This window comes from Pseudomonas cerasi (genome assembly GCF_027983475.1).
In the GTDB taxonomy this organism is placed as follows: Bacteria; Pseudomonadota; Gammaproteobacteria; order Pseudomonadales; family Pseudomonadaceae; genus Aquipseudomonas; species Aquipseudomonas cerasi.
The window spans coordinates 120,129-136,917 of the sequence record NZ_JAQJVM010000005.1; the positions used below are offsets into that span (position 1 = coordinate 120,129).

Sequence of the window (16,789 nt, forward strand, 5' to 3'; positions counted from 1 at the left end):
ACTGACAAGGAACAGCATCGTGATGAAATTGAAGCTAGCCAACATCAACAAGCAATTGGGCGGCACGCGCATTCTGCGCGATGTCAGCCTGGAGATCGCTGCGGGTGAGTTCGTTGTGTTCGTCGGCCCTTCGGGCTGCGGAAAGTCGACGCTGCTGCGCTTGATCGCCGGACTGGATTCGATCTGTGCTGGCGACCTGCTGATCGACGGACGACGGGTCAATGACCTGGAACCGCGCGAGCGTGGTGTCGGTATGGTCTTTCAGTCCTACGCCCTGTACCCGCACATGAGCGTCTACGACAACATCAGTTTTGGCCTCAAGCTGGCCAAGACGGAAAAAAGCAGCCTGCGCGAACGCGTGCTGAAAACCGCGCAGATCCTGCAACTGGACAAACTGCTGCAGCGCAAGCCCCGGGAATTGTCCGGCGGGCAGCGTCAGCGCGTGGCCATGGGCAGAGCCATGGCGCGGGAACCGGACATCCTGTTGTTCGATGAACCGCTTTCCAACCTGGACGCCTCGCTGCGGGTCCAGATGCGCAACGAAATCGCACGGCTCCACAAGCGGCTGGGCTCGACGATGATCTACGTCACCCACGATCAGGTCGAGGCGATGACCCTGGCGGACAAGATTGTCGTGCTCAACGGCGGTCAGGTCGAACAGGTCGGCTCACCACGCGAACTCTACGAACGCCCTGCCAGCCTTTTCGTCGCCGGTTTTCTGGGCTCGCCGAGAATGAATTTTCTGCCCGTGAGCTTGCAGGCACCGGGTCGCAACAGCCTGATCGACATCCTGGCACTGGGTATGAAATCCCTGCCCTTCGACAGCTCGAATCTGACCGAGGATGCTCAACTGACCCTGGGTGTTCGACCGGAACACATCACCCTCAATGCTGCGAACAACGGCGTTGGCGTCACGGTATCCGGTGTCGAATACCTGGGCAGCGAGGTCTATGTGCATCTGGCTACCGGGGCGAGCGAGCCCTTGATTTGTCGCTGCGATGCAAAGGCCGGCTGGCAGGCAGGCGATCAGGTCGCGCTGCAATTCGACGACAGCAACCTGCACCTGTTCGACGCCGATGGTCTGGCCCTGAAGCGCCACACAGACGCCAGTCCACACCTGACACCCGGCACCACACCGCACCTCGTACAAGCAGGCACCCTATGAGTTTTTTTGCAAATGCCATGAGCAAGCCGATGTCTCCCGCCCTCGAGCGCGCGCGCCATGCGCTGGAAGAGGGCCTGTCGCAGCTCGTCCACGATTATCGCCCCGGTTACCACCTGGCCCCGCCTGCGGGCTGGATGAATGACCCTAACGGGGTAGTGTTCTTTCGTGGCGAATATCACGTGTTCTATCAGCACCACCCGTTCGACGCGAAATGGGGCCCGATGTACTGGGGCCATGCAAAGAGTGCCGACCTGGTCCATTGGCAGCACCTGCCCATTGCCCTGGCACCCGGTGATGACTTCGACCGGGACGGCTGTTTTTCCGGCAGTGCAGTGGTACATGACGACACCCTGGCGCTGATCTACACCGGGCACACGTGGCTGGGTGACGTGGGCGACGAGCGTTTCATCCGTCAGGTGCAGTGCCTGGCCACCAGTAGCGACGGCATCAGCTTCATCAAACACGGCGCCGTTATCGACACCCCGCCGCAAGACGGGATGATTCATTTCCGTGACCCGAAAGTCTGGCGACAGGATGGCCACTGGTACCTGATTGCCGGCGCACGCCTGGGCGACAAACCGCTGCTGCCGCTCTATCGATCCAGGGACCTGCACGCGTGGGACTTCGTCAGTTATGTGTCCACAGGCGGCGAAGGCGACGGCTATATGTGGGAATGCCCGGACCTGTTTGGCCTCAATGAACGCGACGTACTGCTTTACTCCCCCCAGGGCATGCCGGCGCAGCGCTACGAGCGACTGAACAGGTTTCACACCGGCTATCGAGTGGGCCAGGTCGACAGTCAATGGCAGTTCACCGGCGGGCCTTTTATCGAGCTGGACAGCGGTCACGATTTCTATGCGGCGCAGACGCTGGTGGCTGCCGATGGCAGGCGTCTGCTGTGGGCCTGGATCGACATGTGGGAAAGCCCGACCCCAACCGAGGCACATCACTGGCGCGGCATGCTGGGCCTGCCGCGAGAACTTGAAGTACGCGCCGATCGCCTGTGCGTGCAGCCCGCGCGCGAGCTGACAGCGTTGCGCAACGCGTCACTGCCAGGCACCCCCTGGTGGAGCGAAGCGGGTAGCCAATCGCTGGCCGACATACACGGCGACATGCTCGAAATCCACGTGCACCTGGACCTGCTCGACTGCATCGAAGGTCACCTGGGTGTGGCCTTGCGTTGCAGTGAGGATGGCAATGAGCAGACGCTGCTTTACTACGATGCGTCGCTGAAACGTTTGATACTCGACCGTACTCAGTCGGGCACCCACGTCAGCGGTCAGCGCAGTGTAGCGATAGATCCACAACAGAATCAGCTTGAACTGCGGATCTTCCTTGATCGCTCGTCCATCGAGGTGTTCGAGCAAAACGGCAGTTTCAGCTTCAGCAGCCGTTTTTATCCACAGACCGACAGCCTGGGGGTAAAACTTATTGCCAACGGAACCGGAGGCCGGGTCTGCATCGCCGACGCATGGCAACTCGCCTCGGGATACCTGTCGGTAAATCATTGAAGTCGCGAAAAAAATCAGGTCTCTGTAGCATGATAATCATCAGTCAACCCGACAGGCCCCGCTTCGCATGACCTCAGTTAAAGACGTTGCAAAACTGGCCGGTGTGTCTCTGATGACGGTGTCTCGGGCGCTCAATGATCCGGGAAAACTGAGTCCGGAGACTTATCAGCGAGTGCGCAACGCGATCGATGAGCTTCAATTCGTACCCAGCCTGTCGGCTCGCAGGATTCGCGGCGACAACCTGCAGACCCGAACCATCGGCGTATTTGCCCTGGACACCGCAACCACGCCGTTTGCGGTCGAGCTGCTGCTATCAATCGAACAGACCGCGCAGCAGGCAGGCTGGAACGTATTTATTCTCAACCTGCTAAGCAATCCGCCTACCGACCAGAACATTGACCTGATGCTGTCGCACCGCCCGGATGGGTTGATCTTCAGCGCCATGGGGTTACGCAAAGTGAGTATCCCCCAGCGCCTGAAGAGCAAGCCGCTGGTGCTCGCCAACTGCGTAGCTGATGACAGCAGCCTGGTCAGTTATGTGCCAGACGACGAAACGGGTCAGTACCGCGCCTTGAACCACGCGTTCAGCAAGGGCTATCGACGCCCGCTGTTCATAAACCTGCCAAAACAGAGCCTGGCCTGGGAAATCCGCCAGGCAGGTATGTTGCGTGCCTGCGAGGCATTCGGCCTGACTCGCGACGAACTCTTGCAGTACAACCTGTCCGAACACGATGCCTACTGGGAAACCGCCGCTATCCTTGCACGACACATGATAGATGGGCGTCCGCAGTTCGACATTCTGATCTGCGGCAATGACCGCATTGCCTTTTGTGCCTACCAGTTGCTGCTGGGCCAAGGCCTGAAAATCCCCGGCGATGTTGCCGTACTGGGTTATGACAACATGATCGGCATCGCCGAGCTGTTCATTCCTGCGCTGACCACGGTGCAACTGCCGTATTACGAGATCGGTCGCAACGCCGCCCGGCACCTGATTGAAAGCCTTGAAGTGTCGGGCTCCCAGCCGGTGGACTGCCCGCTGGTGATCAGAGAATCGTTATGAAGCTTTGCGTTGGAAAGCTCACGCAGCAAGTCGTCACGGGACCCTCCAGACAAAAGCGACTGCTCTTGAGCCCTGATTTACACCCCTGAAACGCTGACCGTATTAAATGGTTACGATTGAGAGGGGTAAGAGCGCCTGGCTGTCCGGCCACTCTAAAAAGATAGCTTTTCTCTTACTTTTCAAGCGCCTACTGATTGCACGCTCAAAACAGGCGAGCTGTACACCCTCTGACTTACATGAATCCCGCCCCAAAAAAGCGCACTAAACAAATTAAAGAACAAAACCGTGCGCAACTAACGCACGAACTAATCCAGAAACCAAACCCGACCACCTCAAGTAATATTTCTGGTAGCCGATAGTTCTAAAGCCGTGAAAAATCAATTCTACAAGGAGGTCAGTGACAATGAGAAACTTGAAAGTATCTGCGCGCGCAGCACTCAGCTTTATGTTTATTGCACTCTTATTGGTCGCCTTGGGTGGTATTTCAGTATGGAAAATGGGAGAAATCCGCGAGACGGCCAGAGACATTGAAAACGATGCATTGGCCAGCGTGGTGGTTGCAGACCGAATCAATGCCACGATGCTGCGCCTGCGCCTGGAAGTCCGCAGAATGCTGTCCCAGACCAATCCGCAGGACATGGCCACCACGTCCGGCATGATCGCTTCGCTGAGTGAGGAGTTGAAAAAGCAGGTAGCACTTTACGCCCCTTTTGTCGCCAGCGATAAAGAAGGACAACTGTTCAAAGCCGTGTCGGAAAACACCGATAAAGCACTGGTTGCATTCGACCAGGTGATTGCACTTATCCGTCAAAACGCAACCACTGAAGCGCTGGCCTACCTGAGTTCAAACGTGACGCCTGTTACCCGTCTTCTCGACGACGCTGTGAACGGGCTTGTTCAAATGAACATTGACGAGGCGGCAAACTCAGGAAAAGAATCCGAGGATTCGTATCAAAGCGGCTTAACGTTTGTGATCTTCATTATTGCAGCCGCGACGCTGGCGACGATTGTGCTGGCCGTGCTGTTCACCAAAAGTATCGTCACGCCGTTGCGCGACATGCTGCGTGTCAACGACACCATCGCCAAGGGTGATCTGCGCAGCGTGATTACCGTCACGGGCAAAGACGAATTTTCCGACCTGATGCGCTCTACCCAGGTCATGCAAAACAATCTGCGCGATACGATCAAGCTGATCGGTGATTCATCCACTCAACTGGCATCCGCCGCTGAAGAAATGAACGCAGTCACCGAGGAGTCGAGCAAAGGTTTGCTGCGCCAGAATAACGAAATTGATCAGGCAGCCACCGCCGTTAACCAGATGACCGCTGCGGTCGATGAGGTGGCGCGTAATGCTGCCGCTGCATCGGATGCAGCCAAAGCCTCTGATCAGTCAACCCGCACCGGCGCAGCACGGGTTACCAGTACGGTCGACGCCATCGAGAAACTGAGCAAGACCGTGCAGAGCACCAGTGTCGATGTAGAGCGTCTGGCCGTGCAATCCAAGGACATCAGCAAGGTATTGGAAGTCATTCGTACGATTGCGGAACAAACCAATCTCCTGGCCTTGAACGCAGCTATCGAAGCCGCCCGGGCAGGTGAGCAGGGACGCGGTTTCGCGGTGGTGGCTGATGAGGTCAGAGCGCTGGCCCATCGTACCCAGACCTCGACTCAGGAAATCGAGAAAATGATTGGCGACATCCTCACGGGCACTGCACAGGCCACCAAGGCCATGAGTGAAAGTTGCGATCAGGCCGGTGGCACACTCACCATCGCTCATGAAGCCGGAGCAGCACTGACCCTGATCGCGAAAGCAATCAATGAAATCAACGAAATGAACCTGATGATTGCGACCGCATCGGAGCAGCAGGCGCAGGTCGCACGTTCGGTCGACGGCAACCTGATGAGTATTCGCGATCTTTCCATCCAGAGTGCAACGGGGGCCAATCAGACAGCGGCGGCCAGTGCCGAGCTCTCAGTGCTTGCTGTAGACATGAATAAGCTGGTGGCCAGGTTTTCGCTCTAAGGGTTTTCTACTGCTTCAGGTCGTGATGCTGTGGATACTGATTCCACAGCATTCAGGGCCAATCAACTGCATACGTCTGGACAAGTGCAGGACGGTCAGAGGAGCGCATTAACGCCCCTCTGAGACGTGAGTTTCCTACGCGTCAGTCAGCACTGCCGGTCAGCAGTGTTCTTGTGGCCGCAGTAACATCCTCTTTGCGCATCAGACTTTCGCCGACCAGAAAGGTAGTAATGCCGGATTTTTTGAGTCGCAGGCAATCGTTATGGTTGCCGATGCCACTTTCACCGACCAGCAGTTTGCCTGCGGGCACCATGGATGCCAGTCGCTCGCTTGTGCCGAGGTCTACTTCGAAGGTATGCAGGTTGCGATTATTGACGCCGAGCAGCGGAGAAGACAGTTTGAGCGCACGCTCCATTTCATGTTCGTTATGCACTTCCACCAGAACGTCCATCCCCAGCGTCATGGCCGCATCTTCAAGTTCGGCGGCGAGGTCGTCACTCAATGAGGCCATGATCAGCAATATGCAATCCGCGCCCCAGGCACGTGCCTCATATACCTGATAAGTGTCAAACATGAAGTCTTTTCGTAACACAGGAAGGGCGCAAGCGTTTCGCGCATCGATGAGAAACTGCGGGGAACCCTGGAAGCTGGGCGTGTCGGTCAGAACGGATAAACAGGCGGCCCCACCGGTTTCATAAGCCTTCGCCAGTTCGGGCGGGTTGAAGTCTTCGCGAATCAGGCCTTTTGATGGACTTGCTTTCTTTATTTCTGCAATGAGCCCCAACAGACCCTGCTGTTCTTTTGCTTTCAGTGCTTTATAAAAACCGCGGGGACTGGACTGTTCGAGGGCACGCTGCTTGATGCGACTTAATGGTACGTTAGTTTTTGCCGCCTCTATCTCTTGAAGCTTGTAATGTTTTATTTTATTTAGAATATCACTCATGGCAGTCACTCATATTAGCGGGTAATCTATTGAATTAAGCCCTGTAGCGCCTCGACGTACGCATGCTCATTATCGCCCTCTGGCAATATTTAAACGAGCGTACATTCACTGATCGAGAAACAACAATTAAATTTAATTTATCCACCTTTAAACACATTATCGCGTTAATATATCATGATCGTCCATAATGTAAACCCGGGTAACACGGTCTCTGTAACGTACATCAACAACTGAACCCAGACGATTAAGATGGCGAAACAATATCAACTTTCCGGCACAGCCTGGCGATTTACCTGGGCGAGTCCACGCCTCGGCTGTTACTACTGGCAAGCCTGCTGATCGGCGCACCGGCAAACCTGAAGTATCTGCTGGTCAATCGGCTGATTCGCAGCCCCAGTAAGCTGGAACTGCTTTCCGTGGTCGTGCGCCAACGTCTTGCTCGCACTGCTTTTGACGCTCGTGTCAGGCGTCAAGGATTATCTGCTTTATGGGTTGCTGCCGCATTCGACAACTTTTCAGGCCTTGACCTGGTTTATCTAACTCGCCGAACATTGACCGATGATTGCCAAGGCCAGCGTGGATCTGCAGGCCACCCGCAATCGCTTCACTCCTCTCAAACGACAAACCAGCGACAGGGAACGTCATCAATGCAATCCAATTTCAGCAAGGGCGTTATCTTTGCGCTCTCCGCCGCCGCACTGAACGCAACCATTGGTGTGCTAAGCAAGGTACTCATGAGCAATGGCTTCACCTCCAGCAGCGTTGCCGTCATCAAAACGATACTGGGGTGCATCCTGCTCTCGATCGTGCTGCGCTTCCTCAAGCGTCCGACATCAGCCGCCAAATGGAGCCAGGCCGCGATCTGCGCGTTCCTCGGTATTTTCGTGCTGTTCCATTTCGAAACGTCCGCCTACCGACATTACGCTGCGGCGGGTGTCGTCGTCGTACTCATGGCCAGTGCCTCAATCTCGTCGATCATTCTGGGGCGCCTGTTACTGAAGGATGCCATCACTGCAAACGCAACAGTGGGGGCCGCACTTGCCATCTCAGGGATTGCAGTGATCTTCGGCGCTGATTTGCAACAGGGCTTCACTCTGGAAGGTGCAGCCCTGGCCTCGATCGCAGGCTGTGGCTACGGAGCGTTTTCAGTTGCCATGAAAAAAATGGGCGTTTCGGGGGGCCTGCATTTCACTCGTCAACTGCTCTTCTTCGGCAGCCTGTACCTGCTGATGCCGGCCGCTGCCGATGGTTTCGTGATCGGCGAGCTGTCATCAATGGCTATTGCCGCACTGCTGGCGCTGGCCGCCCTGCCGACCATCCTCGGCTTTTTCTGCACGACCAAGGCCATTGAGTACCTCAAGCCATCCCAGGTGCAAGCGCTTGAACTCACCGAACCGCTGTTTGCGGCATTGCTGGCATTTGTAGCCCTCAATGAAGTACCGCGCGAAAGCCTCTATCCGGGAGCGGCCCTGATCATCGCTGGTTTGTGCTTCTCCAACGAACTGATACGCCTGGGTCAAAAAGCGCCGACGCGCGCCAGTCAGTAAGGCAGGCAGCGGCCTGTCAGTTGCGAGCACGTTGATTCCAGTACCCGATGTCATGCGTGAGGCCCCGTACACAAGCACTCGCTCGGTACGGCGCGCTCCAGACATCACAGAGCTTGCCGGTGCCCTATTTCGCATCAGACGGCGGCTTAGCGCGATTTCAAATGAAAATGCACCCAACAAAAAAGGCGTCCCGAAGGACGCCTTTTCTGTTGGACTCAAAACGACTGTTCTTGAGTCCTGATCTTCAACCCTGATACAGCTGGGCGAAAATGGTCGGGGTAAGGGGATTCGAACTCCTGACATCCTGCTCCCAAAGCAGGCGCGCTACCGGACTGCGCTATACCCCGATGATGCTAAAAAACACCTCCGAGGAGGCGTTTTCTATTTGGGTGACGCTTGTGGCGTCACTCCCTAAGATCCAGCCAGATACAAACTGACCAAAAATGGTGGGTCGTGTGGGATTCGAACCTACGACCAATTGGTTAAAAGCCAACTGCTCTACCAACTGAGCTAACGACCCAAATATGGTCGGGGTAAGGGGATTCGAACTCCTGACATCCTGCTCCCAAAGCAGGCGCGCTACCGGACTGCGCTATACCCCGACTGAAACTGCATTGAACCTTGCGAAATCTGGCTCCACGACCTGGACTCGAACCAGGGACCCAGTGATTAACAGTCACTTGCTCTACCAACTGAGCTATCGCGGAACTATCGATTTCAGATTCAACTTTACAACCTGTCGCCTTGAAACCAGCTTGCTGTTAACTCGTTGATTTCAATCTCATCGACCTTTCCGCTTCGTTTGTATCGTTGCGTTCACGTCTCTGAGGCGCGCTATTCTACAATTTTAAAAACACCTGTCAACCCTATAAATTGCTTTTTAAGACAATGATTTGCGATTTTTTTTCAGATCGCCTCTCGGACCTGATTCTACTGCTGACCACGCCTCAAAAAAAAGCCCTCGGTTCGAGGGCCCTTCTATAGAGCGTTGACGAGCGCTGTCAGACAAACGTGATCTCGTCGTCGACCACCTTGCCGGTGATAGTCGTACCGGGCATGAAGCTGCCCGAGAGGATCATCTGCGCCAGCGGGTTCTCGATCCAGCGCTGAATCGCCCGCTTCAGCGGCCGTGCGCCATAGACCGGGTCGTAACCAACGGCGATCAGCTTGTCCAGCGCCTCGGGGCTCAGGGTCATCGACAGCTCGCGCTCGGCCAGACGCTTGCGCAGGCGGCCCAGCTGGATGTCGGTGATACCGGCGATCTGGTCACGCGCCAGCGGTTCGAAGATCACCACTTCGTCGATCCGGTTAACGAACTCCGGACGGAAGTGCGTACCGACTGCGTCCATCACTGCAGCACGCTGCGCCTCACGGTCACCGACCAGCTCCTGGATCTGCGCAGAGCCCAGGTTGGAAGTCATGACGATCACGGTATTGCGGAAGTCCACCGTGCGCCCGTGGCTGTCCGTCAGGCGTCCGTCTTCAAGCACCTGCAAGAGGATGTTGAACACATCGGAATGCGCCTTCTCGACCTCATCGAGCAGAATCAGCGAATACGGTTTGCGACGCACGGCTTCGGTCAGGTAGCCGCCCTCTTCGTAACCAACATAGCCTGGCGGCGCACCGATCAGGCGAGCCACGGAATGTTTCTCCATGAACTCGGACATGTCGATACGCACCATCGCCTCTTCGGTGTCGAACAGGAATTCGGCCAGCGCCTTGCACAGTTCGGTCTTGCCCACGCCGGTCGGGCCGAGGAACATGAAGGATCCGCTCGGACGGTTAGGGTCGGAAAGCCCGGCACGCGAACGACGCACGGCATTGGAGACGGCGACCACCGCTTCTTCCTGGCCGATCACCCGGTTGTGCAGCAGGGTTTCCATGCGCAACAGCTTCTCGCGCTCGCCTTCGAGCATCTTCGACACCGGGATACCGGTCCACTTCGACACAACCTCGGCAATTTCTTCCTCGGTCACCTTACTGCGCAGCAGCTGGTTTTCCGGCTTGCCATGCTGGTCGACCATTTGCAGGCTGCGTTCCAGGTCGGGAATGATCCCGTACTGCAACTCGGCCATGCGGTTCAGATCGCCCCGGCGGCGCGCGGCTTCCAGTTCCTGGCGAGACTGTTCGATTTTCTGCTGGATCTGTGCCGAGCCGGTGACCTCGGCTTTTTCCGAGGTCCAGATTTCTTCAAGGTCCGCGTACTCAAGCTCAAGACGCTGGATTTCACCCTGAAGTTTTTCCAGCCGCTTGATCGCCGCTTCGTCCTTTTCCTTCTTGAGGGCCTGAGCTTCTACTTTCAGCTGGATCAGGCGACGTTCAAGGCGGTCGAGTACTTCAGGCTTGGAGTCGATCTCCATGCGAATACGGCTGGCCGCTTCGTCGATCAGGTCGATGGCCTTGTCCGGCAACTGGCGGTCAGTGATATAGCGGTGGCTCAGCTTGGCCGCTGCGATGATCGCGCCGTCAGTGATGGCGACCTTGTGGTGCACTTCGTAGCGCTCTTTCAGGCCACGCAGGATCGCAATGGTGTCTTCTTCGCTTGGCTCGTCGACCAGGACCTTCTGGAATCGACGCTCAAGCGCCGCATCCTTCTCTATATATTGGCGGTACTCGTTGAGCGTGGTGGCGCCGACACAATGCAGCTCGCCGCGCGCCAGTGCAGGTTTGAGCATGTTGCCAGCGTCCATCGAGCCTTCGCCCTTGCCGGCGCCGACCATGGTGTGCAGCTCGTCGATGAACAGGATGATCTGGCCTTCCTGCTTGGACAGTTCGTTGAGCAGCGACTTGAGGCGCTCTTCGAACTCACCCCGGTACTTGGCACCGGCGATCAGCGCGCCCATGTCCAGCGACAGCAAGCGCTTGCCGCGCAGGCCATCGGGCACTTCACCATTGATGATGCGCTGCGCCAGGCCCTCGGCAATGGCGGTCTTGCCCACGCCTGGTTCGCCGATCAGCACCGGGTTGTTCTTGGTGCGGCGCTGCAGGACCTGAATGGTGCGACGAATCTCGTCATCACGACCGATCACCGGGTCGAGCTTGCCCTCTTCGGCACGCTTGGTCAGGTCAACGGTGTACTTGTCCAGCGCCTGACGCGACTCTTCGACGTTCGGGTCATTCACGGCACCTTCGCCGCGCAGGTTGTTGATGGCGTTTTCCAGAGCTTTCTTGCTGACGCCCTGCCCCAGCAACAATTTGCCGAGCTTGCTGTTCTCGTCCATTGCCGCGAGCAGCACCAGCTCGCTGGAAATGAACTGGTCGCCTTTCTGCTGCGCCAGACGGTCAGCCTGATTGAGCAGGCGCGCCAGATCCTGCGACATGTTGACGTCGCCGGTCGGGTTCTGGATTTTTGGCAACCGATCCAGCTCTGCACTCAGTTCCTTGCGCAGGCTGTTGATGTCGAAGCCTACCTGCAACAGCAAAGGCTTGATGGAACCGCCCTGCTGCTCAAGCAGCGCCTGCATCAAGTGCGCAGGTTCGATGGCGGGATGGTCGAGGCCAACGGCCAGCGACTGAGAATCGGATAACGCTAACTGTAGTTTACTGGTCAATCTGTCAATACGCATTAGTCACCTTCCTTTAATGCAGGCCGGAGCAATGAACACACCTATAAAGAAAACCTGCTGAATAGCCAGTTAGATGCGGACGATTCTGCGCGTTTCAAGCGGGCCGGGGTTGATACAGATCAGACGAGTGTTCAGGCAAGTCTAGCTGGAATGTGCAAAACAGCCCGGCAATCAGGCGTGTTCGATCCAGATCAGCGAAGCGAAGCGGCCAGTGCGCGCGGCACGCCTGTAGGAAAAGAAGCGCGGGTCGGTGAAGGTATCCAGGCCGCCGCCATACACGGCAGAGACACCTTGGGCTGCCAGTCGCAACCGGGCGAGCGCGTAGATGTCGGCCATGAAACGATCAGGATTCGAACTGGCGACAAACGCAGCGGCTGTCTGCGGGTGGCTGGCGGTAAAGGCCTCGCGCACCTCGGGACCGACTTCGAACGACGGCTGGCCGATGGCCGGCCCCAGCCAGACCATGATGTCTTCGGCAGCACTCTGCAGGCTGTCGGCCGTCGCTTCCAGCACCCCGGCCGCCAGCCCACGCCAGCCGGCATGCGCGGCAGCCACACGCGTACCGTCACGACGACAGAACAGCGCGGGCAGGCAGTCGGCGGTCATGATGGTGCAGGCCACGCCAGGCGTGCTCGTCCAGCTGGCATCGGCCTCGACGACGCGGGATGGATCGGCAGGTACGACGTCTACGCCGTGCACCTGCTTCAACCAGGCGGGCTGAGCCTTGAGACTGGCGGTCAGGCGCTGGCGATTGCTCGCCACGGCCTTTGGGCTGTCATCGACGTGATCGCCCAGATTGAAGCTGTCGAACGGGGCCAGGCTGACCCCACCCGAGCGAGTGGTAACGCAGGACTTGATCTGTGCTGGCGCAGGCCAGTCAGGTATCAGCCAGTCATTCACCCGATGAACGCCTCGCGATCCTGCTTGAGCAGGGACAGCAACCAGACGAAATCGTCCGGCAATGGCGATTCCCAGCTCATGCGCTTACCGGTGGTCGGATGATCCAGCTCCAGGAAGCGGGCATGCAACGCCTGCCGCGGGAAGGTCTTGAGCGAATCGACCATGGTCAGGCTGGCCGCTGGCGGAATACGGAAACGACCGCCGTAGGCAGGGTCGCCGACCAACGGATAGTTGATATGCGCCATGTGCACGCGAATCTGGTGGGTACGCCCGGTTTCCAGCTTGACCCGTACATGGGTGTGCGAACGGAAGCGCTCCAGCACGCGGTAATGACTGACCGCCTGCTTGCCGCCTTCCATCACCGCCATGCGCTGGCGCTGCTGACCGTGACGGCCGATGGGCGCGTCGATCTTGCCGCCTGCGGTCACCACGCCGATCACGATGCACTCGTAGATACGGCTGACACTGCGACTCTGCAACTGGGTAACCAGCTGTGTCTGCGCCTGAATGGTCTTGGCGACCACCATCAGGCCGGTGGTGTCCTTGTCCAGACGGTGCACAATGCCGGCACGCGGAACATTGATGATGTCCGGTACATGGTGCAGCAGGGCGTTGAGCAGCGTGCCGTCGGCATGACCGGCAGCCGGGTGCACCACCAGCCCGGCGGGCTTGTTGATGACGAGGATCTGGTCGTCTTCATAGATGATGTCGAGTTCGATGTCCTGAGCGACCCATTCACCCTGGGCCTCCTGCTCGGCAATCAGCTCGAGAACAGCGCCACCGTGCACGATGTCGCGAGGGCGCAGAACGCCTCCGTCCACAGTCAGGCGGCCGTCCTTGATCCAGGCGGAAAGGCGCGAGCGCGAGTGCTCAGCGAATAATTGTGCGGCGACTTGATCGAGGCGTTGACCGCCCAATTCGGACGGCACCTCTGCGCGAAGTTCTATATTTTCGGACATGACCAGACTAGGTGGCGGCTAGCCTTTGGTTTCGGCAGCGCGCTTGTGGTTAAATACGGCGTCTTTTGTCCCGCCGGTATCGCGGGGCGCTCATCATAACAGGACGGCCCCGCCCAAGACAGCAGGCCGTTATAGGGACGCAAGCCGCCATGCAAGTGAAACACCTGCTGCTGATCGCCATCCTCGCATTGACTGCGGCCTGTTCGTCGAAGGAAGTCATCGACGAAAACCTCAGCGAAGTCGAGCTGTACCAGCAGGCGCAGGCCGACCTGGGAAATAACAGCTATAACAGTGCCACTGAGAAGCTCAAGGCGCTGGAATCTCGCTATCCGTTCGGTCGCTACGCCGATCAGGCTCAGCTCGAGTTGATCTACTCGAACTACAAGAATGGTGAACCCGAAGCAGCCAAATCCGCTGCCGAGCGTTTCATCCGCCTGCATCCGCAGCACCCGAACGTCGACTATGCGTATTACATGAAGGGCCTGACCTCCTTCGACCAGGACGTGGGCCTCCTGGCGCGCTTCCTGCCGCTGGACCAGACCAAGCGTGACCCGGGTGCTGCGCGTGACTCGTTCAACGAATTCGCCCAGTTGACCAGCCGCTTTCCGAACAGTCGCTATGCGCCTGACGCCAAGCAGCGCATGATTTACCTGCGCAACCTGCTGGCGTCCTACGAAATCCACGTAGCCGACTACTACCTGACCCGTCAGGCCTATGTCGCCGCCGCCAACCGTGGCCGCTATGTAGTGGAAAACTTCCAGGAGACGCCTTCGGTCGGCGACGGTCTGGCGGTGATGGTCGAGTCCTATCAGCGTCTGCACCTTGACGACCTGGCTGCCACCAGCCTGGAAGTGCTGAAGACCAACTACCCGAACCACCCGCAACTGGCTGACGGCAAGTTCACCCCGCGTGAAGCCGAGGCCGATAACCGCTCATGGCTGTCGAAAGCGACCCTTGGCCTGATCGACGGCAGCGCTCCGCTGCCACCGGGCCAGACCCGCGCCGATCAGGACATGAAGAAGCAGTACCAGGACGCCAAGGATTCCATTCCGAAAGAACTACTGCCGGAGAATCAGGCCGAGCTGGACGAACAGGCGGAAAAAGACGCCGAAGCGAAAGGCACCAAGAGCCGTTCGTGGTTCAGCTACATGACCCTGGGTCTGTTCGACTGATCCTGAGTGCATAAAAAAAAGAGGCCTTCGGGCCTCTTTTTTTGTGCATCAATTTTGCCCCTGTGCGCCCGCTCGCGGCTTGGCTACACTGCGCCATCGTCAATCACTAAGCTGGTAGTCATGGTTCGCTTACTTATGTGGGTCGCGTTGATCGCGGCGTTGGTCTGGTTCGTCAAGCGTCTGATCAATCCCCCCAAGCCGAAATCCCGCGCCGAGCCGCCTGAACTGGCTTCGACACCCATGGTGCGATGCGCGCAGTGTGGCGTTCATCTGCCGCAGGATCGTGCGCTGAGCCAGGCACAGCAATGGTATTGCAGCGAGGCACACCGGCTGCAGGGCCCCGCGGCACGTGACCGCTGACTCACCGTCCCTTGTCAGCCCGCAGGCGCAGCGGATTCTGCGGCTGTACCACCTCTATCGACTGACCATCGGCGTCGTACTGGTCCTGTTGATTTCCAGCAGCCTGGAAACCGAGCTGCTGCAACTGGCCAACCCGAACCTGTTCCGCTCGGGCTGCTGGTTGTATCTGGTGTTCAACATTCTGGTCGTCGTGCTGCTGGAACGCCCCAGCCGTCAGGCACAGTTTTTCGGCCTGGCGATGACAGACGCGATCATGCTCTCCGCGCTGTTCTATGCAGCCGGCGGGCCCTCCAGCGGTATCGGCAACCTGTTGATTGCCTCGGTAGCGATCAGCAATGTGTTGCTGCGCGGCCGTATCGGCTTGTTGATCGCTGCGGTTTCGGCCATCGGCATCATCTACCTGACGTTCTACATCAGCTTCGGCACACCCTCGGTTTCCAACGACTACGTGCAGGCTGGCTCGCTGGGCGCCCTGTGCTTCGCCGCCGCCCTACTGGTGCAGGCGCTGACAGCGCGCATGCAGGTCAGCGAGGTACTGGCCGAGCAGCGTGCGGCGGATGTCGACAGCCTGGAGGCACTCAACGCACTCATTCTGCAACGCATGCGTACCGGCATTCTGGTGCTGGATGCCAACCATCAGGTGCTGCTGGCCAATCAGGGGGCCTTGCACCTGCTGGGCCAGGAACAACTGGTCGGCCAGCTCATCGACACCTGCTCGCCACAACTGGTCGAACGCCTGCGCCAGTGGCTCGTCAATCCGATCATGGTGCCGCGCAGCATCACCACCGCCCCCGTGGGGCTGGTACTGCAACCGAGCTTCGCCACACTCAACCGTGGCGATCAGCGTCAGACGCTGGTTTTTCTCGAAGACCTGTCGCAGATTGCCCATCAGGCGCAGCAGCTCAAGCTTGCCGCACTGGGACGCCTGACCGCCGGGATTGCCCACGAAATACGCAACCCGCTGGGTGCCGTCAGTCATGCGGCGCAGTTGCTTAATGAATCGGAAGAGCTCAGTGCAGCGGATCGACGCCTGGGGCAGATCATTCATGAGCAGTCGGGACGCATTGATCGGGTCATCGAAAATGTCCTGCAATTGTCGCGCAGGCGCGAAGCGCAGCCCGAACTGCTCGACCTGAAAACCTGGCTGGAACACTTTGTCGCTGAATTTCGCAGTTCCGCTGCGCCCAATCAGTCGATTCATGTCGACATAAGCCCCGGCACGCTGACAACCCGCATGGATTCTGGACAACTGACGCAAATCATGACCAACCTGTTGCAGAACGGCCTGCGCTACAGCGGCAAAAATCATCCATCAGCACAGGTCTGGCTGAAACTGCACAATGACCCCAGAAGCGAGCTGCCTACGCTGGAAGTGCTGGACGACGGGCCGGGGGTCAGCGAGCAACACCTGAGCAAGATCTTCGAACCGTTTTTCACCACAGAGAGCAAAGGCACCGGCCTTGGTCTATATCTGTCACGTGAACTGTGCGAAAGCAATCAGGCGCACCTGGAATATGCGCCCCGCCCCACGGGTGGCAGTTGCCTGCGCATTACCTTCGCCCACCCGTTCAAGACGAGCTGAG

At 58.0% G+C, this 16,789-nt stretch carries 12 protein-coding genes and 4 tRNA genes; 8 read left to right on the forward strand and 8 right to left on the reverse strand.

Annotation, left to right across the window (positions count from 1 at the left end; genetic code table 11):
- The first annotated feature begins 19 nt into the window (after nucleotides 1–19).
- The 4 genes from PI739_RS24425 to PI739_RS24440 all read left to right on the forward strand — a co-directional run bounded on the left by PI739_RS24425 (nucleotide 20) and on the right by PI739_RS24440 (nucleotide 5,759).
- Entirely contained in the window at nucleotides 20–1,165 is a 1,146-nt protein-coding gene (locus PI739_RS24425; RefSeq protein ID WP_269458050.1) for an ABC transporter ATP-binding protein, read from the forward strand.
- On the forward strand, nucleotides 1,162–2,676 hold the full coding sequence (locus tag PI739_RS24430; RefSeq protein WP_054082210.1) for a glycoside hydrolase family 32 protein: 1,515 nt from the start codon (nucleotides 1,162–1,164) through the stop codon (nucleotides 2,674–2,676). The genes PI739_RS24425 and PI739_RS24430 overlap by 4 nt, the downstream gene beginning before the upstream one ends.
- A 67-nt stretch (nucleotides 2,677–2,743) precedes the next feature.
- Nucleotides 2,744–3,736 carry a LacI family DNA-binding transcriptional regulator gene (locus PI739_RS24435; protein ID WP_003371156.1) on the forward strand — a complete coding sequence of 331 codons (993 nt, stop codon included), beginning with the start codon at nucleotides 2,744–2,746 and terminating at the stop codon, nucleotides 3,734–3,736.
- A gap of 403 nt (nucleotides 3,737–4,139) precedes the next feature.
- Nucleotides 4,140–5,759: a methyl-accepting chemotaxis protein gene (locus PI739_RS24440; protein ID WP_042930956.1), complete on the forward strand. Its 1,620-nt coding sequence runs from the start codon at nucleotides 4,140–4,142 to the stop codon at nucleotides 5,757–5,759.
- Nucleotides 5,760–5,901: 142 nt separating this feature from the next.
- Here PI739_RS24440 and trpC read toward each other — a convergent pair whose 3' ends face one another.
- Nucleotides 5,902–6,702 (reverse strand): indole-3-glycerol phosphate synthase TrpC, encoded by an 801-nt coding sequence (gene trpC, locus PI739_RS24445; RefSeq protein ID WP_054082209.1) that lies wholly within the window; start codon nucleotides 6,700–6,702, stop codon nucleotides 5,902–5,904.
- 647 nt (nucleotides 6,703–7,349) lie between these two features.
- Here trpC and PI739_RS24450 point away from each other — a divergent pair.
- Nucleotides 7,350–8,249: a DMT family transporter gene (locus PI739_RS24450; protein WP_003371145.1), complete on the forward strand. Its 900-nt coding sequence runs from the start codon at nucleotides 7,350–7,352 to the stop codon at nucleotides 8,247–8,249.
- A 270-nt stretch (nucleotides 8,250–8,519) separates the two neighbouring features.
- Here PI739_RS24450 and PI739_RS24455 read toward each other — a convergent pair.
- From PI739_RS24455 to rluD, 7 genes are all read right to left on the reverse strand, one after another.
- Nucleotides 8,520–8,596: transfer RNA gene (locus tag PI739_RS24455), tRNA-Pro, on the reverse strand.
- A 97-nt stretch (nucleotides 8,597–8,693) separates the two neighbouring features.
- A tRNA-Lys gene (locus PI739_RS24460) sits at nucleotides 8,694–8,769 on the reverse strand.
- Between the two features lie 5 nt (nucleotides 8,770–8,774).
- Nucleotides 8,775–8,851 (reverse strand) — tRNA-Pro (locus PI739_RS24465).
- A 29-nt stretch (nucleotides 8,852–8,880) separates the two neighbouring features.
- Nucleotides 8,881–8,956, reverse strand: a tRNA-Asn gene (locus PI739_RS24470).
- 294 nt (nucleotides 8,957–9,250) lie between these two features.
- Entirely contained in the window at nucleotides 9,251–11,815 is a 2,565-nt protein-coding gene (gene clpB, locus PI739_RS24475; RefSeq protein WP_044310104.1) for an ATP-dependent chaperone ClpB, read from the reverse strand.
- 171 nt (nucleotides 11,816–11,986) lie between these two features.
- Nucleotides 11,987–12,715, reverse strand: a complete 729-nt coding sequence (pgeF, locus tag PI739_RS24480; protein WP_054082207.1) for a peptidoglycan editing factor PgeF — start codon at nucleotides 12,713–12,715, stop codon at nucleotides 11,987–11,989.
- Complete coding sequence (rluD, locus tag PI739_RS24485) at nucleotides 12,712–13,674, reverse strand: 23S rRNA pseudouridine(1911/1915/1917) synthase RluD (RefSeq protein WP_002551999.1); 963 nt, start codon at nucleotides 13,672–13,674, stop codon at nucleotides 12,712–12,714. The genes pgeF and rluD overlap by 4 nt, the downstream gene beginning before the upstream one ends.
- 149 nt (nucleotides 13,675–13,823) lie before the next feature.
- On the opposite strand from rluD, the gene PI739_RS24490 reads away from it, so the two are divergent.
- The 3 genes from PI739_RS24490 (at nucleotide 13,824) to PI739_RS24500 (ending at nucleotide 16,788) form a co-directional block, all read left to right on the forward strand.
- Nucleotides 13,824–14,846: an outer membrane protein assembly factor BamD gene (locus PI739_RS24490; protein WP_003371138.1), complete on the forward strand. Its 1,023-nt coding sequence runs from the start codon at nucleotides 13,824–13,826 to the stop codon at nucleotides 14,844–14,846.
- 120 nt (nucleotides 14,847–14,966) lie between these two features.
- Complete coding sequence (locus tag PI739_RS24495) at nucleotides 14,967–15,206, forward strand: PP0621 family protein (protein WP_032609810.1); 240 nt, start codon at nucleotides 14,967–14,969, stop codon at nucleotides 15,204–15,206.
- The gene (locus PI739_RS24500) at nucleotides 15,196–16,788 is read left to right on the forward strand and encodes a sensor histidine kinase (RefSeq protein WP_003435661.1); all 1,593 of its coding nucleotides are present in this window, start codon (nucleotides 15,196–15,198) and stop codon (nucleotides 16,786–16,788) included. Before PI739_RS24495 ends, PI739_RS24500 begins: the two co-directional genes overlap by 11 nt.
- The last annotated feature ends 1 nt before the right edge of the window (nucleotide 16,789 follow it).

What these genes read in the sequence shown, in the direction of transcription:
- PI739_RS24430 (WP_054082210.1), top strand. Translation starts at nt 1,162, where the DNA reads ATGAGTTTTTTTGCAAATGCCATGAGCAAGCCGATGTCTCCCGCCCTC.
- PI739_RS24435 (WP_003371156.1), top strand. Translation starts at nt 2,744, where the DNA reads ATGACCTCAGTTAAAGACGTTGCAAAACTGGCCGGTGTGTCTCTGATG.
- PI739_RS24440 (WP_042930956.1), top strand. Translation starts at nt 4,140, where the DNA reads ATGAGAAACTTGAAAGTATCTGCGCGCGCAGCACTCAGCTTTATGTTT.
- trpC (WP_054082209.1), bottom strand. Translation starts at nt 6,702, where the DNA reads ATGAGTGATATTCTAAATAAAATAAAACATTACAAGCTTCAAGAGATA.
- PI739_RS24450 (WP_003371145.1), top strand. Translation starts at nt 7,350, where the DNA reads ATGCAATCCAATTTCAGCAAGGGCGTTATCTTTGCGCTCTCCGCCGCC.
- clpB (WP_044310104.1), bottom strand. Translation starts at nt 11,815, where the DNA reads ATGCGTATTGACAGATTGACCAGTAAACTACAGTTAGCGTTATCCGAT.
- rluD (WP_002551999.1), bottom strand. Translation starts at nt 13,674, where the DNA reads ATGTCCGAAAATATAGAACTTCGCGCAGAGGTGCCGTCCGAATTGGGC.
- PI739_RS24490 (WP_003371138.1), top strand. Translation starts at nt 13,824, where the DNA reads ATGCAAGTGAAACACCTGCTGCTGATCGCCATCCTCGCATTGACTGCG.
- PI739_RS24495 (WP_032609810.1), top strand. Translation starts at nt 14,967, where the DNA reads ATGGTTCGCTTACTTATGTGGGTCGCGTTGATCGCGGCGTTGGTCTGG.